Annotated in this window: 13 protein-coding genes and 1 tRNA gene; 3 read left to right on the forward strand and 11 right to left on the reverse strand. The window is 61.0% G+C overall.

The window, feature by feature from the left end:
• The first annotated feature begins 62 nt into the window (after positions 1-62).
• Positions 63-1,295: a serine hydrolase domain-containing protein gene (locus I2G20_RS00335; RefSeq protein ID WP_196257695.1), complete on the forward strand. Its 1,233-nt coding sequence runs from the start codon at positions 63-65 to the stop codon at positions 1,293-1,295.
• A 31-nt stretch (positions 1,296-1,326) separates the two neighbouring features.
• Here the strand turns inward: I2G20_RS00335 and I2G20_RS00340 are convergent, their stop codons facing one another.
• The gene (locus I2G20_RS00340; RefSeq protein ID WP_196257696.1) at positions 1,327-1,647 is read right to left on the reverse strand and encodes a 2Fe-2S iron-sulfur cluster-binding protein; all 321 of its coding nucleotides are present in this window, start codon (positions 1,645-1,647) and stop codon (positions 1,327-1,329) included.
• 66 nt (positions 1,648-1,713) lie between these two features.
• Complete coding sequence (locus tag I2G20_RS00345; RefSeq protein ID WP_196257697.1) at positions 1,714-2,118, reverse strand: Hpt domain-containing protein; 405 nt, start codon at positions 2,116-2,118, stop codon at positions 1,714-1,716.
• 330 nt (positions 2,119-2,448) lie between these two features.
• Here I2G20_RS00345 and I2G20_RS00350 point away from each other — a divergent pair, with 330 nt between their 5' ends.
• The gene (locus I2G20_RS00350) at positions 2,449-7,236 is read left to right on the forward strand and encodes an apolipoprotein A-IV repeat region-like domain-containing protein (RefSeq protein ID WP_196257698.1); all 4,788 of its coding nucleotides are present in this window, start codon (positions 2,449-2,451) and stop codon (positions 7,234-7,236) included.
• Positions 7,237-7,303: 67 nt separating this feature from the next.
• Here I2G20_RS00350 and I2G20_RS00355 read toward each other — a convergent pair whose 3' ends face one another.
• The 5 genes from I2G20_RS00355 to acs all read right to left on the reverse strand — a co-directional run bounded on the left by I2G20_RS00355 (position 7,304) and on the right by acs (position 15,647).
• Complete coding sequence (locus tag I2G20_RS00355) at positions 7,304-8,482, reverse strand: MFS transporter (RefSeq protein ID WP_196257699.1); 1,179 nt, start codon at positions 8,480-8,482, stop codon at positions 7,304-7,306.
• A 106-nt stretch (positions 8,483-8,588) separates the two neighbouring features.
• Positions 8,589-9,398 carry a UDP-2,3-diacylglucosamine diphosphatase gene (locus I2G20_RS00360; protein WP_196257700.1) on the reverse strand — a complete coding sequence of 270 codons (810 nt, stop codon included), beginning with the start codon at positions 9,396-9,398 and terminating at the stop codon, positions 8,589-8,591.
• Between the two features lie 150 nt (positions 9,399-9,548).
• Positions 9,549-10,649: a glycoside hydrolase family 3 protein gene (locus tag I2G20_RS00365; RefSeq protein WP_196257701.1), complete on the reverse strand. Its 1,101-nt coding sequence runs from the start codon at positions 10,647-10,649 to the stop codon at positions 9,549-9,551.
• A gap of 104 nt (positions 10,650-10,753) precedes the next feature.
• A complete protein-coding gene (locus tag I2G20_RS00370; protein WP_196257702.1) occupies positions 10,754-13,495 on the reverse strand; it encodes an EAL domain-containing protein in 2,742 nt (913 codons plus the stop codon).
• Positions 13,496-13,697: 202 nt separating this feature from the next.
• Complete coding sequence (acs, locus tag I2G20_RS00375; RefSeq protein ID WP_196257703.1) at positions 13,698-15,647, reverse strand: acetate--CoA ligase; 1,950 nt, start codon at positions 15,645-15,647, stop codon at positions 13,698-13,700.
• A 143-nt stretch (positions 15,648-15,790) separates the two neighbouring features.
• Between acs and I2G20_RS00380 the strand changes: the two genes are divergently transcribed.
• Positions 15,791-16,357 carry a GNAT family N-acetyltransferase gene (locus tag I2G20_RS00380; protein ID WP_196257704.1) on the forward strand — a complete coding sequence of 189 codons (567 nt, stop codon included), beginning with the start codon at positions 15,791-15,793 and terminating at the stop codon, positions 16,355-16,357.
• Between the two features lie 3 nt (positions 16,358-16,360).
• Here I2G20_RS00380 and I2G20_RS00385 read toward each other — a convergent pair whose 3' ends face one another.
• From I2G20_RS00385 to msrA, 4 genes are all read right to left on the reverse strand, one after another.
• Positions 16,361-17,665, reverse strand: coding sequence for a lipopolysaccharide biosynthesis protein (locus I2G20_RS00385; RefSeq protein WP_196257705.1), 1,305 nt, complete (start codon positions 17,663-17,665; stop codon positions 16,361-16,363).
• The gene (locus I2G20_RS00390; RefSeq protein WP_196257706.1) at positions 17,666-18,838 is read right to left on the reverse strand and encodes a lipid II:glycine glycyltransferase FemX; all 1,173 of its coding nucleotides are present in this window, start codon (positions 18,836-18,838) and stop codon (positions 17,666-17,668) included. It abuts the gene before it with no gap.
• Between the two features lie 216 nt (positions 18,839-19,054).
• Positions 19,055-19,130: transfer RNA gene (locus I2G20_RS00395), tRNA-Lys, on the reverse strand.
• Between the two features lie 80 nt (positions 19,131-19,210).
• The gene (msrA, locus tag I2G20_RS00400; RefSeq protein WP_196257707.1) at positions 19,211-19,831 is read right to left on the reverse strand and encodes a peptide-methionine (S)-S-oxide reductase MsrA; all 621 of its coding nucleotides are present in this window, start codon (positions 19,829-19,831) and stop codon (positions 19,211-19,213) included.
• Positions 19,832-19,978 lie beyond the last annotated feature (147 nt).

Consider the following 19,978-nt stretch of genomic DNA (forward strand, 5'->3'; position numbering starts at 1 on the left):
CGGGGCCGCTGGACGCATGAGGAGCGCCCGCTCCCGGGAAATCTCAAACGGAGGAGAACCCTATGTCGAAACTCAATTCGGCGCTTCTGCCCTGTGTGGTGGCGGCGCTGCTCGCAGGCACCCTGCCCGCCACTTCTGCTTTCGCCAACGACGACCAGCGTTGGCTCACCCCAACCATGATAAATGCGCGCGCACATATGTTCGAGCCGGCGCTCAACTATCTTACGTTCCAGCACATGGATAAGTCATTCGCGACCCGCACGGTCGAGGCAGGCAGCGATATTTGGGAGTTGCCCGTCGAGCCGATCGCGCTTGAAGGAGAATACACAATTCTTGGCGAAACAATGCCGCTCGAAGATGCGCTCGAAAGCCTATTCACCAACGCTCTGGTGGTCATCAAGGACGGGAAGATCGTCTACGAGAATTACCGCAACAACAGCGATGAGGCGACGCGCTTCCTGACCTTTTCGGTGGCCAAATCCTATGTTTCGACGCTGGTTGGCCTCGCGCTGGCAGATGGCGCCATCGAAAGCCTGGACGATAAGGTGACGGACTACCTCCCGGAGATGGAAGGCTCCGGTTACGATGGCCCCACCATTCGCGATCTGCTGCGGATGCGTTCGGGAGTGGATTGGCTGGAGGTCTACCAGTTCGGCAGCGACACGCAGCTAACCCAGGTGCACGACAACGCGCTCGTCCTCTACAATTACCGCTGGTGCGATTACGCAGCCAACGAGTCCCAACCCAGCCCTAATGCCCCCGACGCCGTATTCAATTATGCCACTTTGGATACCAGCGTCCTCGGCTGTATCGTCGAAAGGGTGGTCGGGAAAACGGGAGCGGAATTCATGTCCGAAAAGCTCTGGAAGCCCGCTGGAATGGAGAGCGACGCCTACTGGATCATGGACGGGCCGGACTCCGTAGGGCGGGAATTCTTCGGGGCAGGCCTCGCGGCTACCGCGCGCGATCATGCCCGTTTCGGCCTCATGATCCTGAACGGCGGCGTGGCGAATGGAAATCAGGTAATACCGGCCGATTGGGTACGGGAAGCGACCATTCCCGACGAAGGCTACGAACCGACCGAGCCCGATAGTCCCATGGGATACCAGTATCAATGGTGGACCCTGCCCGATTCCGATGCCTTCATGGCGCTGGGGCTTCACCACCAATACATCTATATCGACCCCGCCAACGATATGGTTATCGTCAAGACGAGCCACACACCGGATCCGACCATTCCTGAAGCAGGCGATCTCGATCTTTTCGGACAGATTGCCGAACGCTTGAGCAACTAGCGCATCCGCGGCGTAGCGCAGGGGTGTTTCTTCACCCCTGCCGGCTGGGCACGTTTACGACAAGCCCGTCCAACTCGTCCCTGATCTTGATCTGGCACGAAAGCCGGCTCGTCTCGCGCACGTCGAATGCAAAATCGAGCATGTCTTCTTCCATCGAGGATGGTCCCCCCGTCGTCCCGAACCATTCGGTCTCGACATAGACATGACAGGTGGCGCAGGTGCAGGCCCCGCCACATTCTGCAACGATTCCCCGCACGCCGTTTCGGATAGCCGTTTCCATCAGCGTCGCGCCGTTCTCGGCATCGATTTCTCGGCGCGTGCCATCGGGTTCAATAAAGGTAACAGTGGGCATCGAAGGCTCGAAGGGAAATGGATGTCGGCCCGGATATAGGCACACCGGCCCCGCCGGGCAAGCGCCCTATTGCCTCATACCGCCCGCGTCCGCCTGAGCAATCAGACCGCCGACATAGTTTTGGACCTCGTTGACGGCCATAGCAATATCATCGAGCATTTCGTCATCGAGCTGACCCGTTGCCCGGTAGTCGGCTTCGGCAGCCCTGACAATGTCGGCAAGAACGAAAGCCCCCACGCCCTGTGCAGCGCCTTTCAGGGTATGCAGGCCCATAGCAATTTCATGCGGCTCCGTTGCCATGCGCACACGCTCGAAATAGTGGACGATCTGTTGATTGAAAAGTCGCAGAACCTCAATCTTCAGCGCATCGTCACCCAGCGTTTGGCGGGCGAGGTGAACCAGATCGATCGGCCGCACCGTGCTGTGTGGGCGTCCGGGTTCGGCAAATGGCAGAGAGTGTATGCGGGCCATGTCAGCCTCCTCCGCGGTCTTTCATTCATTTTAGTGAAAGACGGGCGAACAAAGGCTTAACCGGGTTGGGAAAACTCTTGATTTCCCCGCTCAAGCGACATGCGTGAAAAAGTCGTTAACGAACTTTTAATAAAGATTTCAGCAACCGCACCTATCGGTGTATAAGGATATGTTAGATCAGGCGACGGTGTGGGGGTTTGCTCTGTCCGGGGGACGCCTCAGTTCAGGGTTCACATCATCGGCAGGCTGTATGCGCGGCTTTCTTGCGCCACGGCCGGCTGTTTGTCGCTCACGGCGTGGCGGCGCACAAAGTGAAGAGTAGTAAAGAGTATGGCGAACAAATCGACCCCTCCCAAGGACGATCCGGCAGCACTTGCGTTTTCGGCTGTCGAGGATGCACTGAAGGAATCGATCTTTTCGATGGACGACAAGCCGGCCCGTAAGGTCGAAAGCCAGCCCGGACGCAGAGAGGCGCGCAAGGAAGCGCCCACTGCCAGTGAGCGGCTCAAGGCCGCCGACAAGATAGCCGCCCAGGCGTCTTCCATAGCCAATGACGACCGCTCGAGCGCCGCAGCGCTCCTTTACGGGCTGAACGCGCGCCCCTCGGGCGCAGCCATATGGGTCGCCGTCATCGCCTCGCTTCTCTGGGTCGCGGGTGTAGGTGCCATCGCTTGGATGCGCTATGGCGCGCAGTTCGCCGAGGGCCTTACCCTTGCCGAATTCGCGCGCAGCCTCGATTTTGCCGCCCTCGCCGCCATCGTTGCGCTGCCGGTCCTGGCAATGCTCGCCGTCGGCTTCCTCGTGCGCCGCGCGCAGGACTTGAGGGTAGCTGCCGCCTCCATGACCCAGGCTGCGATCCGGCTCAACGAGCCTGAGTCCGCGGCCGCACACAAGATCGCCACCGTAGGACAGGCGGTACGCCGCGAGGTCAATGCCATTGGCGACGGGCTCGAGCGCGCCCTTTCACGCGCCTCCGAACTGGAGGTGATGGTGCATAACGAGGTGACAGCACTCGAACGCTCCTATTCGGATAACGAAACACGCATGCGGCAACTGATCGAGGAACTCGCCAGCCAGCGCGAGTCGGTTGTCACGAACGCCGAGCGGATGCGCGATGCCATCGCTGCCGTGCACGGCAACGTATCGGGAGAACTCGATACGCTCGGCAACTCGATCACCGAGCGGCTTCGCACCACGGGTAGCGAGATCACTGGTGCCCTCGAAACCGCCGGTACCTCGCTCGAGACGGCTTTCGATTCACGTAGCCGCTCGTTTGTAGAGTCCATAGACAGCCGCACCGCCGACCTCATCATGGCGCTCGATGATAGCGCCAGCCGACTCGATGGGGCCCTCACGGATCGCGCTTCGTCGGTGACAGAGGTCATAGGCGCCACGACGGAACGGCTCGAAACAGTCCTTGCTTCCGGCTCGACCAGCATCGCGTCTGTCCTCAATGGCCAGGCGGACCGTATCGAGACCACGTTCACCGAACGCACCGCTGCGCTTACACAGGCTCTGGACGTCCGAGCCGACTCGATCGCCGGGGCGGTCGACGCGCGCATAGACGGCCTCGTCGATGCCCTCGCTACCGGGTCGAGCACCATCACCTCGGCGCTCGAAGGTCAGGCCGATCGCATCGAAACAGCCTTCAAGGATCGGACCGAGGCTCTGACCCACGCGCTCGACGCCCGCGCGACTGCAATCGCTGGCACGGTCGACGCCCGCATCGACAGTCTCGTCAATGCGCTCGACAGCCACACCATCTCGGTTTCCACCGCGATAGAAGACAAGGCCGGCGCGCTGACCGAAATGCTCAACGCGACATCAGAAACCATCCTCACTGATTTCACCCGACGCGGTGAAGTGCTTGGCTCGACCTTCGCTGCGTTGGGCCAGAGGCTTTCGACCGATATCCAGGCCCGCGCCGACGAGGCCCAATCGACATTGGGACGCATCACCGAGCGGCTGGACGAAACCTTCTCGATTCAGTCTAACGCACTCGAAAGCCAGATTCAGACCCTCGCGCTGCAACTGGATGGCTCGCTTCAGGAATCGGTCGACCGTACCCGCGAGCATCTCGCCCGCGCCGGCGAGGGCACGCTGTCGCAGCTGAACGCCCGCATCGACGAGATTTCGGTGGTTCTGGACAACCGCATCAGTCAGGTCGATTCCGTCGTGGGCGAAAAGGGCGAGAAGCTCATCGCTGCTCTCGACGGCCACACCGGCCAGTTCACCGAAATTGCCGGGCGACTTGAATCAACGATCGGTGAAAAGGCGCAGGCTCTCAACGAGGGACTTGACCGCCGCACCCAGGCTTTTGCCTCGCTGGTCGACGAGCGGAGCGCCTCGCTGACCGCCAAGCTCGATGAACGGTCCGACGCTTTTGCAAATGTGACGGCGGAACGTACCGAAACTCTGGCCAACACTCTCGACTCGCGCCTGGGTCAACTCGACACTACCCTATCGGCCCGCACCACCCAACTTGACGACACTCTATCCGAACGCGCCGCGGCCATGAATTCGATGCTCGACATCACGGCCGGACAGCTCAGCGAAACCCTCTCCGAGCGCACACGCTACCTTGGCTCGATCATCGACGAATCCAGCGCCAAGCTGGAAAAAGGCGTCTCCGACAAGGCCCGCCAACTCGAAGAATCGCTCGACGAACGCGCCCTGCGGATCGGCGAGACGATTTCCTCACGCACCGCCGACATAACAGCCGCCATGGATGCGACGGGTGAAGCGTTCCGCGAAAGCATCGACACGAGCCTCACCAACGTCACCAGCGCGATGGAGAGCCGCACAACGCAAGTCTCCCAGCTCATCGAGAGCAAGGTTTCGGAGGTCAATCTCAATATCGGCCGCGAAATCGACAGTGCCATTGCTCGCATAGGCGATGCCGAAACCGGCGTGACCGCCCGCATCGACAAGGCCGCCGAGTCGGTCAGCACGAGTGCAAAAGCGGCTGCAGACCAGGTCGAAATGCGCCTTGCAGAAGCCCGCGATGCCATCACCGAAATGGTCGACGACCGCCTTGGTACATTGCCCGAAGCCATCACCACCCGCGCGGAGATCACCGCCGAGCGACTGGCCGGCCTCAACGAATCCATTCACGGCACCATTTCTGAGTCCATGCGCGAGCTTGAAACGGGCGCAGACCGCATCGAGATCAAGCTCAACGATTCGATCCACAACGCCATCGGTCGCTCCATGCAGGATCTCGAATCGGGTGCCGATCGCATCGAAACGGTCCTTAACGATAAACTGGCCAGCGTCACCGCCAACATCTCCGCTGAGGTGGAGCAGACGGCGGCACGCATGGACGTTGTCGTCCGCAAGGCAATGGACGAGTTCAAGACCGCTGCCGTGCAAATCGAGGATCTCGTGGAGGTCCGCGCCGTCCACACCGCTGAAGAACTGGAACGCAAGGCGTCCGAACTCAACCGCATCGTCGCCCAGCAGGCCGATGGCTTCGCTCAGTTGATCGACGAAAAGCAGAACCAGCTCACCAACGCGCTCGGAGCTCAGACCAACCTGTTGCGTGCCGCGCTCGAAGCCAATGCGCGCGACTCCGAAGAGCTTATGGCGGAGTCGACCAACCGCATCCAGCACGAGGTCACCGACGCGTTGCGCAAGCTCAACGACGCCAACCTCCTCCTCCAGCGGGTTCTGGAAAGCTCGACTGGCAACCTCGCCCGCCTCCAGAACAGTGTCGGCGAGCAGACTGCGAGCTACTCGCAAGCCATTCGTGACGCCCTTTCGGGAACCGAGCAGGCGGGCGAAGTCGTCGGCCAACACGTCCATGCACTGCAATCGGCGATGTCGAACATGCTTGAGCAGTTTGGCGAGATGTCAGGGCGGCTGCGAAACGAGACCAACGAATTCACCGGCGCCGCGGCCAACCTGGCCGAGGCAAACAACGCTACCACTGAAACCATCGAGCACGGCCGCGCTGCGCTGGGCGCGCTGGCAGAGGGCTTCACTGCGCGCACCGAGGAAATCGATGCGCGCCTGCGTGGCTTCGCACAGTCGATCGCCGACACGGTCAACCAGACCGAACGCCGCCTCATTGCAGCCCGCAAGGCGATGGAAGATGCGCTCCACTCGACCTCCGACAGCGTCACTGGCCAAATCCAGGCTATTGGAGATCTTGCTGCCGGGGAAGGCGAGCGTGCCGGCAATGCCTTGCGGCAAACCCAAGCCGATGTGCTCGCCGACATCGAGCGGGCCTATGCCGACGCGACGCGGCGCTTCGGTGACACTGCCGAGGCGATGCGGATGACGGCTTCCCAGCTTGGCCAGGAACTCGAAGCCACGCGCTCCGAATTGCAGCGCTCCGTCCTCGATCTGCCCGAGGAAACACGAGCCAGTGCTGCTGCCATGCGGCGGGTGGTTGCCGAGCAGATCGAGGCGCTTGCCGAACTCAACGCCATCGTTCGCGCGCAACCCAGCACCCACGACGTGGCCGCCCGCAGCGCCCCGCGCCGCGAAGTTCCGCGCACGACCTTCGAAGCGTCCAGCCGAACAGAACCGGCTCCGGCTCCGGCTCCGGCTCCGGCTCCGGTTCCGGCCCAGGCACCTGTGCCCGCGCAGCAGCCCCGCCCGGCCCCGGTGCGCCAGCCGGCGCCAGCGCAGGTCGCCCAGACACCCTCGCCTTCCGAAAGACTCAATGAGGCGCTCGCACGTTCGCGTACCCAGCCGGCGACTCCCGCCGCGGAAGGCGGCTGGCTTCGCGACGTCCTGCGCAACGCTTCGGCCAGCCAGGCAGGCACCCAGCGTCCGCTGAACCTTTCGAGCCTGACCGAAGACATTGCCCGGTCGATCGACGACGACGCCTTGGTCGCCGCGTGGAACCGTTACCAGGATGGCGAGTCTGGGGCGTTCAACCGCAGGCTATATACCATCGCGGGACAGACGACGTTCGATGAGGTCCGCCGCAAATTCCAGCGCGACCCGGAATTCGCTCGCACGGCCAATGCCTATATGAGCGAATTCGAACAGCTTCTGGGCGAAGCCGCCAACGGTCCCAACGGAATGCAGGCAACCTTCGGCCAGCTCGTCAGCAGCCGCGGCAAGGTTTACACCATGCTCGCGCACGCCAGCGGCAGGCTGGGCTGACGGCTCTACCTGTCATGAGAACAAAAAAACGCGGCCGCTACGGCCGCGTTTTTTTGTTCTCCGAGTGCTATTTTGTTTTCTTCATAGCCAGCGAAATGACGATCATCGCACCACCTAGGCCGGCGACCCCGGCGGCCACGTAGTAGCTGTCCATACCCATCGCCGCTACCAATGGCCCAAAGGCGATGAGCGCGAGGACAGAAGCCACCTGTTTGAGCACGACATAAAAGCTCTGTGCCTGGGCCGCGATATCCTCGCTCGTCCAGTTCGCAACAAAGCTCACCATACCCATATAGCCCAGGGCGAACGTTGCCATATGCAGGGACTGAAGCACCGCGAACTGCCACAATTCGCTGGCAAGCGGCATTCCCGTCCACCGCACCACTCCGCATATGCACGCAAACAGAAGCAGATGCCGCGCTGAAAACCGTCGGGCGATGCGGGCAAAATAAAAGATCACCAGAAGCTCGAAAACCGGCGCAACCGACCAAAGGATTCCAAGCATGGATTCCGGCACTCCGGCCCGCACCCACAGCAGTGCACCAAAACTCATCAGCAGCATGTGGCTCGCCTGCAGCACCGCGCCTCCCGCCAGCGCCAGCACGAACCACGGCCGCAGTACCTGTCGCATTGTGGTTGCCGCGTCGATGTTGACCGGCGCCACAGCTTCGCCGTCGGGTGCCCGAAACCGGGGCAACAACAGGGCAACTCCCCCGCGCAACAGGCAGGTGGCGATGAAAAGGGGAACGAAAATTGCAATTCCCGCCCAGCCGTAAATCCATCCGGCCAGCGCGGACATTGCGACAAAACCCACCGTGCCCCAAATGCGCACTCGCGCGAAATCGCTCCCCCTCCGCCGCGTCATGCGCATCGTAGCCGCATCGATTACGGGCTCGGTCGCCATCATGGGGATGGCACACAGCGAAACGATCAGTAGGATCCCCCAGAAGCTGTCCACCATCGCCAGTCCCAGCGAGGCAACGGCCGCTATCAGCGAGGCGACGACGATCACATTTCGCCAGTCGCTTGCCTTGTCTGCAATCCGCCCGACCAACAGGTTGAGGACGATCATCACGGCGATCGGCACTGCCGCGATTAGGCCGATCTGTTCCTCACCGATCCCCTGCGCGTCCAGCCAGATCGGTAGCAGCAGGGTCTGCACGGCTGCCGGCACGTAGAAAGACAAGTAATAAAGCCCGGCACGCACCTCGGGTGAAGCGAACCGCGCAGGCGACGCTGCAGTCATATCCGGAATATCCTTGAGAAGTGCTCGAACGGCACCAGGAACACACGACATTGCCCCGGCGCACGCACCGATGCAAGACGCAAACGATAGCGGGCACAGTGAAGGATTAAACTTCGGACTGTGGCTTCCGCCCTTTCAGTCGACGTGGCAGCTTGGCGGGGGCTCCTGTGTCCTTCCAACGGATCAACTCGAACGCGCCGTCATAATTCTCGACGATCGCCGTGCAGCTTTCCACCCAATCGCCGGAGTTCATGTAATGGATGCCAAAACGGTTATGCATGGCAGCATGATGGATATGCCCGCATATGACTCCATCGACCTCGCTGGTCCGGGCTTCGAGCGAAAGCGCCTCCTCGAATCGCCCCATCACCGAGACGGCACTTTTGACCTTCTGCTTGGCCCATGCCGACAAGGACCAGTACGACAGCCCCATCCGCCGCCGGACCCAGTTGACCGGCACATTTATCTTGAGCGCAAAGTTGTAGGCCCAGTCCCCGATATGGGCGAGCCATTTCGCATTGGCGACGACGACGTCGAACTGGTCTCCATGGATGACGAGATAGCGTTTGCCGTCGGCGCTCACATGGATCATGCGGTCGACGATTTCGACACCCCCGAAATAAGTGCCCAGGTAATCGCGCAGAAACTCGTCGTGATTACCCGCGAGGTAGACGATCCTTGCGCCTTGGTGTGCCTTCTGGAATAGGACCCGAGCCAGTTGATCATAGCTGGGCGGCCAGTTCCACTCTTTCTGCAACCGCCACCCGTCGATCAGGTCGCCCACAATATAAATCGTGTCCGCGTCGTGAACCGAGAGGAATTCCAGCAGTTCATCGACGCGTATGGCCTGCATGCCCAGATGCACGTCGCTGAAGAACAGCGTCCTGAAGTGCCGGACCTCACTATTTTCCTGCATCCGCGACCGGATCCCCGCAACGCATAACCGTACCGGAACCGGACGATTCCCTGCCGCTTCCACCAGTCACTATAACCACTCGCTCCCAAATGAGAAACAGCGCCACAGCCGTTAGAAGCGGTCCAGCGCCGGCCTTTCGGTATTGCCGCTTTAGCCCTTACCAGCCAGTCTGGCCTTGAGGGCGACGATCCGTCCGTAGCTTTCCTCGATGCGTCGTGCAAAGGCGGGGTCGATCTCTGCCTCTTCGACCAGGATGGCATGGATTTGAGCGCCCAGTCCCGGGTCCTGTATGGCCGTATTGGAAAAGAGCAGGATATCGTTGCCCGCGAGCACCGCACGGACGATCGTTTCGCGCAGGTCGAAGTGCTCGCGCACGGCGTTCATTTCGAGATCGTCGCTGATCACCACGCCCTCAAATCCGAGCGTGTCGCGCAGCACGCCCTCGATCCATTCCGGCGAGAGGCTGGCCGGAAGCTGCACGTCGCCATTGCCGGCATAATTGGCGTTGAAGATATGCGCGACCATGACCATGTCGGCGAGGCCATCGCTGACCAACCGCCGGTAAGGCGCAAGTTCCACTTCCTGCCAGACATCGGTGACGTCAACGAAGCCTTCGTGGGTATCCCCTGTGCTCGATCCATGTCCTGGAAAATGCTTGAGCGCGGTTCCCACGCCCGCCGCCCGGTGCCCATCTATGAACATCGCCGCCATCTGCGCGACGCGCACGGGGTTGACCCCAAAAGCGCGTTCGTAACGCGCGATGATCGGATTATCAGCATTAAGGTCGAGATCGACCACTGGCCCTAGATTGAGGTTGAATCCGAGTGCCGCCAGCCGCGTAGCGAGATCGCCATAAGTAGCCCGCGCCTCCGCCAGACTGCCCCGTCCGATCTGCCGGGCCGACGGAATTTCAGCAAACCCCACGGCCTCGGTCAGGCGCCGGATTTGCCCACCTTCCTGATCGAGCGCGATGAGTGGGGGTAGCCAGGGCTGTGCGGCGCGGAAACCTCTGTTCATCGCACGGACAGCCGCCAGCGACGAGATGTTGGGCCGGAGATACATTACTCCGCCGATCGTTCCCGCTGCAATCTGCGAACGGACGGCACGCACGCCCTCATCCGATACGTGAGCTCCCTGGAAGCCCACAAGCACCATCTGGCCGGCCATGTCCTCAATTGTCTGCGCCCATAACGACGACGACGGACCAAAAAACAGAACAGCGGCAGCCGCCGCGTTACGCAAGAACCGCATATATACACTCCGTTCATTGCGTTCAGAGTGGCACGATTCCGGCGCCCGCGCGACCTCGACAAAACCAGTTGCGCGTAGAAAACCCTGGGAATCCCCTGGGCGACTTATCCCGCCTTTTTGGCGGCAAGCCGGTCGGCGTCGGAGGCGGCCAGGCGTTCCAGTATCGCAAGCGCCGGCCCGGGACGGCCAAAGAAGTAGCCCTGCCCCTTCTTGCAACCGGCCAGCCGTAGCACCCACGCCTGATCCTGCGTCTCTATTCCCTCGGCCACCACGTCCTTGTCGAGCGACTCGGCCAGCATGAGCACCGCCCGCACGATGGCCGTCGCGTGGTCGTCCTCCGGCAGCCCCCTTACGAAGCTCTGGTCGATCTTGATTTTGTCGACAGGCAGGCGGCCAAGATAGCTCAGTGAGGAATAGCCGGTCCCGAAATCGTCGAGCGCCACGCCCACACCGCAGCCGCGCAGCAGTTGGAGTTTGTCGCCTACATGGGTGGTTTCGGCCACGAGGAGGCTTTCGGTAATCTCAATATCGAGCCGCTCTGGCGCCAGGCCTGACTTCGCCAGCGCGCCGAGCACATCCGATACGATGTCTCCATGCTCAAACTGCATGGGCGACACGTTGACCGAGAGCCTCACCGGTTTGGGCCAGGTGGCCACTTCCGCGCACGCCGTTTCCAGAACCCAGCGGCCCAGCTCGATGATCAAACCCGTCGCCTCGGCGGCAGGTATGAACTCGCCGGGTGAGATATTGCCCAGTTCGGGATGGGTCCATCGTGCGAGCGCCTCGACGCCGATTATTTCGCCACTATCGAGATCGACCTGCGGCTGGTAATGCACAGAAAATTGCCCCCGCTCCAGCGCCGCGCGCAGGGCGGTTTCCATCTCCTGCTTTCCCTTGATACGGGCATCCATTTCCGCGGCAAAGACCACGGTGGCGTTGCCCGAAGCATCGTCCGCCATCGAAAGTGCCATTGTCGCGTGACTCACGATCGCTTCCGGCACGGAGCCGGAGAGATCTGAATCGCTCAGCCCGACCCGAGCACCGACAATGGCGTGGTGACCATCGAGCGCATAGGGACGCGAGAGGGTTTCCTTGACGGTCTCGGCGAGCGACAGCATGTCGGTGTCGACAAGCCCCTTGAACACGAGCCCGAACCTGTTGCCATCCAGCCGCGCAACGCATTCGGCCCCCAAGCTGCCCAGCCGGTCCACGGCCTGTCGTACCAGTTCATCGCCGAAGGCGTGCCCCAGCGTATCAGTGATGGCCTTCAGTCGCGCCAGGCCCACCAGCAGTACCGTAACACCTCTGGCGCGATCCAGCGGGGTGGCCAGTTGCTCGTTGATTGCCTCGACGAATCGCATGCGCGAGGCTGCCCCGGTCAACGGATCATGCTCGGCAAGATAGGTGAGGCGCGCCGCCGCCTCCCGCCGCTCCGTAATATCGCGGAATGTGAGGCAGGCAACACGCTCCGCCGATTCCCGTGTATCCTCCCACTCGGAAACGCTGGAAAGCGTGACGACGAATTCCACAATGCGTTCGCCACCGGGGCGGATGATGGTCGCTTCCTGCGCCCGGTCCATCGCCTTGCCCAGATTGATGGCGGACTTGATGTGAACAAGGAAAGTATCGTCTAGCACCTCGGAGGCCGATCGGCCCCGCAAGCCCGGCGCGATGAAATCCTCGGCCATTTTGCTCGCGGCCCGTATGACCTCATTATGGTCGATGACGACAACGCCATCGAAATTGTCGGCGACAACCCGCGCGAGAATGCCCCGCATCGAGTCGCGCTCCCTTGAAGCGAGGCTAAGCGACTTGTTGCGCTGTCCCAGCTCTTGAATGAGAGCCGCGATGATAACGGCAAACTGGGAAACATGCGCTGCAGCCGTATGTGCGGTGACGCCCATCCGCGACTGCATGCCGATTGTGATAAGCTCGATTATAATCAGGAAGGCAACAGAACCGAATGCAGCCAGCAAAAACGGCATTTTGCGCCGGAGTATCAGGAACAAGATCGCCGAGAATGCGACCAGCACGAATGGCGGATCGACCCGCCAGCTACTCAGCATCCGGTTCTGCCGCACTGTCTCCGCCGCCAACAGTTGGACGGCCGTTGCCGAAAGCATGCCGTATCGCGGGACCATAACGCCATTCTGCGTCGAGAAGTCACTCACTCCTACAATAGCGACCTTACCCGAGATGAGCGGCGATACGTCGCCGTCACCCAAAAGAGCGGATACAGGCACGCGCGGAATGGTATCCAGTTCGATGCCGAAATCGACTAGGAACGCTCCGTCGGGAACACGCCTCTGAGGCGTGACGGCCGTGGCTAGAGATTCGATCACCCAACCTTCGTGCATCTGCCGCGACGGGTAGCGCCGGACCACACCGTCACGATCGGGCGTTACCCCGACAAAGACCGGAGGCGCCAAAGCGGCAAAGCGCTCCAGCGGCAATTCGGGGGCATGATCGGGCCCGGAGGACATGGTCGCCGTCGTCCGCACGCGCCCAGCCGCGCTCGAAAGCGCGCTGTACATCTCGTTGTCGTCGAAATAGCCGAGCCTGCCGCGCAAATTGACGTCGAGGACAATCATTTCTGCGCCGCTGGCGGCCAGAATCGCGACGACATCGGCATAAAGCCCCCGCGCCCTGGAAGCGCTGCCAATATTTGCGAGAGCCGCCGGGTCGATTTCAACGAAAACGATGTCCCCGCTCGCGGGGCGGGACGCCAACTTGAACCGCAGGTTTTGCAGGCCGTCCTCGACAGGTCGCAACCAGCCGAGCCAGGAAGCCGTCACCACGACGATGGCTATCGTTGCCGCAACGAACCACTGCCGATATTCTGTCATCGGCTCCTGATGGTGCACTTCGCCCCCGCGCATATTCGACAAAAAAAGCCTTAAAAACCACCCTGCCCTATATATTCGGGCAGATCGGACAGCACCGACTTTGTCCCTACGATCTGAACAACCCGTAAAAAACATCAGCAAGCGAGGCGGATTTCGCCTCACTTGCTCAAAATTGACCAAATTTGACCTGGCTGGCTCCGATCTACCGGTTCTTCCGGTTTGAGATCAGGTCATCCACCACCATCGGATCGGCCAGTGTGGAGGTATCTCCCAGCGAACCGAAATCGTTCTCGGCGACCTTGCGCAGGATTCGGCGCATGATCTTGCCTGAGCGGGTCTTGGGCAGGCCCGGCGCGAACTGGATGTGGTCGGGACTTGCAATCGGGCCGATTTCCTTGCGTACCCAGTTCCGCAATTCAACCGCGAGCGCCTCGGACATCTCCTCTCCGGCCATCAATGTCACATAGCAATAGATGCCCTGCCCTTTGACGTCGTGCGGGAAGCCGACCACCGCCGCTTCCGAAACCTTTGGATGTGCCACCAGCGCGCTCTCGATCTCCGCGGTTCCCAGTCGATGGCCGGATATGTTGAGCACGTCGTCGACCCGCCCCGTGATCCAGTAGTAGCCATCGACATCCCGCCGGCAGCCATCACCGGTGAAATAGAAGCCCTTGTATTGCTGGAAATAAGTCTCCTTGAACCGCTGGTGGTCCCCATAAACGGTCCGCATCTGTCCCGGCCAGCTGTCGGCAATTGCCAGCACGCCGGAAGCCTCGGTACTCTCGATGATCTTCCCGCTCTCGGGCTCGAGGACAACGGGCTTCACCCCAAAGAACGGCTTTGTCGCCGAACCCGGTTTGGTCGCAATGGCACCGGGAAGCGGCGTAATCATGAACCCACCGGTTTCGGTCTGCCACCAGGTATCCACGATAACGCACCGCTCGCGGCCCACATGCTTATGATACCACATCCAGGCCTCGGGATTTATCGGCTCGCCCACCGATCCGAGCAGCCGCAGGCTCGAAAGATCGGCCCGCGCGACGAATTCCGTCCCCGCACCCATCAGTGCCCGGATTGCCGTTGGCGCCGTGTAGAAGATGTTGACCTTATGCTTGTCGACAACGTCCCAGAACCGACCCGCATCGGGATAGCTCGGGACGCCCTCGAACATGAGCGTGATCGCCCCATTCGCCAGCGGACCATAAACGATATAGGAGTGACCAGTTACCCAGCCCACGTCCGCGGTGCACCAAAAAACCTCGCCGTCGCGATAATCGAACGTCAACTGGTGCGTCAGCGACGCCCAGACGAGATAGCCCCCCGTCGTATGTAGCACGCCCTTGGGTTTGCCCGTCGAGCCGGAGGTATAAAGGATGAACAGCGGGTCTTCCGCGTTCATGGGCTCGGGATCGCAAAACGGCTCGACGCCTGCCGCGGCCTCATGCCACCATACGTCGCGCTTCCCCTTCATCGCGACCTCGCCGCCGGTATTGCTGACGACCAGGACCTTCTCGACCCCCGGACAATCCTCCAGCGCGGCATCCACATTGGCCTTGAGCGGCACGGACTTCCCACCGCGCCGTCCCTCATCGGCGGTCACCACGACCGCGCTGTCGCAGTCGTTGATGCGGCCTGCAAGCGCATCGGGAGAGAACCCGCCGAATACCACCGAATGCACCGCACCAATCCGCGCGCAAGCCAGCATCGCATACGCAGCTTCAGGGATCATCGGCATGTAGATGGTTACCCGGTGCCCCTTCTTGACACCTAGGCCCTTGAGGACGTTGGCGAACCGGCACACCTCATCATGAAGCTGGCGATAGGTGATATGCCGGGCCTCGGCCTCTGGATCGTCCGGTTCGAAAATGATCGCCGTCTGGTCACCCCGGGACGCCAGATGCCGGTCGATACAACTTGCGGTAACGTTCAAAACTCCATCTTCGAACCATTTGATCGAGATGTCGGGCCAATCGAAATTGGTGTTCTTGACCTTGGTGTAGGGCTTGATCCACTCGATACGCTTGCCCTGCTCGCCCCAGAACCCCTCAGGGTCGGCCAGCGAGCGCGCGTACATTTCCTCGTACTGCGCGGCCGTCACATAGGTCCGCGCCACGACGTCGGCGGAAGGGGCAAAAACTGCCTCCGAACTCATTGTAGTTCCTCCCAATTCATTTGGTGAGGAACTTAGCGCACCGCGCGGCACGCGGGCAAGCGAGGCGCATTCGACGTGACGGAAAGTCACGCTTTGTCAACGGCAGCCCGCTAAGCTGCGCTGTCCGAACTGGAGGCTGCGTCATGGAACAAATGAACGCCCGCGCCGCGACCCGAGCAGATATCGACATGGTCCATCGCGAATTGATGGACCTCATCGATTCGATGCCGTTTTATTCCGACATCTTCAAGGCCCATGAGAAGGAGCGCCTGGACAAGACCTTCCTGCGCACCCTGCTCGCCATCGATCCCTGGCATATCTTGCTGCTGGAAATGGATGGCGAAGTCGGTGGTTTCCTCATTTCCGGGCCCGATTGCGGTACTATTTTCCAGTTATGGTCGGCGATCTTCCCCAAGTTCCGCAAAACGCCCCTCGGGCGGTTCGGCATGGATGCCTTCATCGACCATTGGGACAATTCTCGCTTTCACAAGGCCTCCACCTGGGTCCGCCCTGACAACCGCCCGGCACTGGCGCTCCTGCGCCGCTATGGTTACGAGCAGATCGCCTTGCTCGAAAAGCACATCTTCGGCGAGGATTATCTCATCATGGAGCGCAAGTTCACCAAGGTCACCGAAGGTTACGACCGCGGCATGGCCTTGCCGATGCGCAAACGTCTCGGCCTGCGGTTGCGCGGATTGTTGGACCGCTAGGTTTTAGGCCGGCGCTGCGCGGAACCGATTGAATATCGAGACGTCCACCTTGGCCTTTACCAGCGCCGTCAGCCACAGCGAGACAGACCAGACGCTGATGGCAACGAATGCCGAAACCGCAGCACCCATCAACCCATGGGCGGGTACCAAAAGGTAATTGCCAGCAACCAGCACGACGACGCCAAGCAGGATAGATGGCAGGCTGGCATAGGGCTGGTCATGCATCGAAAGCACCAGCGAGGCCGGACCGAACATCGCGCGCACGACCAGCGCCAGGCACAATATCGCCATGGGCAGCGCTCCGGCGGTGAAGTCATCCCCAAACAACATCAGGATAAACCGGCCAAAGATCAGCACGCCAAGAAACAGTCCGAGAGCCAACAGCGTAGCGACCAGATTGGCCTCCCCCACGCGGCTCTCGAATGCGGAGCGGTCCGACTTGGCCTCGGCCTCGAACATATCCGGCAAGGTCAGGGAGTACACCGCCACGACGCCGAACGAAACCAACGCAAAGATACGCGTGGAAACCCCGAAAATCGCCAGGTCCCCGCGATCGAGAAGGTCTGCGAGAAGCAGCAGGTTGATGTCGAAGAAATAGTCGGATGCGAGGACGATCAGCACCCACGGCGCCGCGAACCGCCACCACCGCCGCTGCTCGCTGGGGCGGGGCGTGTCGTCAGCCGGTATGACGCGCACTGCCCGGACGACGAAGGCGAACTGCCCGACAAACAAAGCGAGCAGAAGCAGCGCGACGAGCCAGAGCATGGGAAGCAATTGCGGCCCCTGGGTGACCGCAGCGACGACCGCAAAGCCGCCCAGCATCAATGCTGGCCGGAAGATCATGTCCGGGACATATCCCGCAAGCGGCCGCTTGAGCCCTACAAGCGTGGTGGCATTGACGTAACTGACCGCGGTTGCAATCGCGATCACCGACGTCGGCAACCATAGAAGGCGCAGATCGGCGCCGGAATCGCCCATAAGATATGTGACCGGCCAACCTGCCAACGCCACGGCAATACCCACCGCAGCGACCTGGCCATAGGCCTGCAGGAGAAAGCGACGCAGTTGACGCCCTTCCCCCCTGGCGCGGTATTCCGCGGCAAAATACGTGCCCACGGTCTGAAAGCCCAATGGCATGCCCACGGCCAGAAGGTTGGCCGCCGCAATCACGAGGAGGTAGTCTCCCAGAGCTTCCGCGCCCCATACCCGCGCAATTGCGGCCTGCACGACGAAAACGAACCCGGCACCGAAGATGCGCAGGGCAAACATGAATACCGATTTCGATGCAAGCTTGGTGGCGATCGACATCTATCGTGCGGCCCGCCGCAGGTGTTTCGCCAGAACGCGCATGTATGCGTCGAGCGCATCGCGCACGTTGTTGAACCCTCGTCGCAGCATGTAGGCAGCTTCGCCGGCCAGCCGCGCGCTCCGATGAGAAGTATAGTTGGCAATAGGCGGCAGGGGATGGATAAAACCGGCGTCCCCCACCATTCCGCTCTTGAACTGATGCAGGCCCGGCGAACCGTCGGTTCCGCCGAGGTCGTACCAACGCGCGCGCGTATGGTCGCGCAGCCAGCCCAGGACGTGCCAATGGAGGAAATAACCCGCACGCAGATCGAGTGCGGCATCAATCGTCGCGCCGTAGAGATAAGTCGCTGTCGCTCCCGCGGTAAAGACGATGGCCCCGGCCACGACACTCCCCTCGCGTGAAACGAAGAAGAGCTCAGGTCGCCCCCTGCCTTCCGGCAAGGCAAACAGGTCGGAAACCGTGTCGATCGCCGAATGGTCGGCGAACCGCTTGCGCTCCGACATGGCATCGTAAAGGGTCATGAACCGTTCGAGATTGTGGGCCGCGGAACGTTCGAAAACGAGCTCGTTCTTCATGGCCTTGCGTAGATGGTAACGCCATTTCTGCGAGAAGGCCGCCATCCGCTTTTCGTCATCGAGCCTCACGTCGACGACATACCGGTCCGGCGCGCGCAGACTCTCTCCTTGGGAAAACCCCAGGTCGATCAAACGGGCTAGCCCGGCATTCTCGCGCTGAGATTCAACTGGGGGCATGATCGACACCATCATGGCGCGGCGATCGCCGTATTCGGCCTTGAGGTGGCCGATCATACCACGGAGCATTTCCTCGCCGCCCGGAGCCCCGGCATCAGCGAGCATTGGCCCCCATTTTACCAGCGCAATCATCCCCAGTTTGAGGGGTAGCGGCTGCAGCATGACGAGCGCGCCGCCGATCGTCTCTCCGTCCTTGCTAAACAGCACAGGCTCAAGTGCGACCCCAGGCCATCGACCGCGCGCGTAGGCATATAACTGTTCCTGGCAAATCCCATCGAACGCCACGGCGACTTCGTCCCAGACGTCTCCCGGGAGAACCTTCGCTACAAGGCCGGCGGGCACGGCTGCGCTTCCGGAGAGTCCGCCCTTGCTTCCGGCGACCGCTCCCAGTGCAGCAGGAGAATGTGAGGCCACGTCCATAAACCTGATCCGTTCGATAGCGCCGGCAGTATAGCCGGGGCCACTTGGTCAAAGGTTGTCGCGCCTGATAGCGGATGCGCCTTCTTTGCAGATGGTTAACGGCCTATGAACCCACGTCGGGCTCACTTCCATGCCAGATAAGCACCGCCATCGTCGCGCAGTTGCACCCCTGCGGCTCGCATCGGTATCAGGGAATCGGCACCATCAGGGGGGAAATGGTGGGTGTACGAGGGCTCGAACCTCGGACCCGCTGATTAAGAGTCAGCTGCTCTACCAACTGAGCTATACACCCACGACATGCGGCAAGCCGCTGAAGTGGCGCCTCTCTATCAAACCCATCAGGGACTGTCCACCCATCAAATCGCAATTGGGCTAATGCGAAACCGGATTGAGGCTGGTCCCCAGAAATGCCTTGTTGCCCCAGAGGTCCGACAGCCTGAAATCCCGCCTGCATCCGATGCGGTATGCCTCATAACGCGCGGGGTTCTTGAGGTGGAAATCCTGATGATAATCCTCGGCGGCATAGAACGGAGCGGCAGGCAAAATCTCGGTAACGATGACAAATCCTGTTTCTTCGACCAGCGCCGTCTTGCTGGCCTCAGCGATCCGAGCCTGTTCCTCATCGAGCGCAAAAATCGCAGTGCGATAGCTGTGGCCCCGGTCACAAAATTGTCCGCCTGCATCAGTTGGGTCGGTCGTGTGCCAGAAGACGGTCAGCAAATGCTCGAAGCTCACGACATCCGGGTCGTAAGTGACCTCGACCGCCTCGTAATGCCCGGTATCGGTGAAAATCACCTGTTCATAGCTGGGATTTTCAACGTGTCCACCGGCAAAGCCCGATGTCGTCCCAGTAACGCCCTCCACCTTGTCGAAATTGGCTTCCACGCTCCAAAAGCATCCGCCGGCGAAAAGCGCGGTCGCCGCCTGCGCAGGAACCGCAATGACCAGAAAAAGGCCTGAGATGGCAATTGCCTGCAGTATCCGCATCGTCATCGTCACCTCCGTTTAGCCTTGTTCTAGCTCACGCCCGGACGGTGCTGGACGCAAGTCAACACACTGTGAACCATATCCGCGGAGATAATGGATCGTGGCGCGATCACATGTAATAAAATGCGCAGCTATGTATTAACGGCACCCCCG

It is taken from the genome of Pelagibacterium limicola (assembly GCF_015694405.1).
Taxonomy (GTDB): Bacteria; Pseudomonadota; Alphaproteobacteria; order Rhizobiales; family Devosiaceae; genus Pelagibacterium; species Pelagibacterium limicola.

What these genes read in the sequence shown, in the direction of transcription:
- I2G20_RS00335 (WP_196257695.1), top strand. Translation starts at nt 63, where the DNA reads ATGTCGAAACTCAATTCGGCGCTTCTGCCCTGTGTGGTGGCGGCGCTG.
- I2G20_RS00340 (WP_196257696.1), bottom strand. Translation starts at nt 1,647, where the DNA reads ATGCCCACTGTTACCTTTATTGAACCCGATGGCACGCGCCGAGAAATC.
- I2G20_RS00345 (WP_196257697.1), bottom strand. Translation starts at nt 2,118, where the DNA reads ATGGCCCGCATACACTCTCTGCCATTTGCCGAACCCGGACGCCCACAC.
- I2G20_RS00350 (WP_196257698.1), top strand. Translation starts at nt 2,449, where the DNA reads ATGGCGAACAAATCGACCCCTCCCAAGGACGATCCGGCAGCACTTGCG.
- I2G20_RS00355 (WP_196257699.1), bottom strand. Translation starts at nt 8,482, where the DNA reads ATGACTGCAGCGTCGCCTGCGCGGTTCGCTTCACCCGAGGTGCGTGCC.
- I2G20_RS00360 (WP_196257700.1), bottom strand. Translation starts at nt 9,398, where the DNA reads ATGCAGGAAAATAGTGAGGTCCGGCACTTCAGGACGCTGTTCTTCAGC.
- I2G20_RS00365 (WP_196257701.1), bottom strand. Translation starts at nt 10,649, where the DNA reads ATGCGGTTCTTGCGTAACGCGGCGGCTGCCGCTGTTCTGTTTTTTGGT.
- I2G20_RS00370 (WP_196257702.1), bottom strand. Translation starts at nt 13,495, where the DNA reads ATGACAGAATATCGGCAGTGGTTCGTTGCGGCAACGATAGCCATCGTC.
- acs (WP_196257703.1), bottom strand. Translation starts at nt 15,647, where the DNA reads ATGAGTTCGGAGGCAGTTTTTGCCCCTTCCGCCGACGTCGTGGCGCGG.
- I2G20_RS00380 (WP_196257704.1), top strand. Translation starts at nt 15,791, where the DNA reads ATGGAACAAATGAACGCCCGCGCCGCGACCCGAGCAGATATCGACATG.
- I2G20_RS00385 (WP_196257705.1), bottom strand. Translation starts at nt 17,665, where the DNA reads ATGTCGATCGCCACCAAGCTTGCATCGAAATCGGTATTCATGTTTGCC.
- I2G20_RS00390 (WP_196257706.1), bottom strand. Translation starts at nt 18,838, where the DNA reads ATGGACGTGGCCTCACATTCTCCTGCTGCACTGGGAGCGGTCGCCGGA.
- msrA (WP_196257707.1), bottom strand. Translation starts at nt 19,831, where the DNA reads ATGACGATGCGGATACTGCAGGCAATTGCCATCTCAGGCCTTTTTCTG.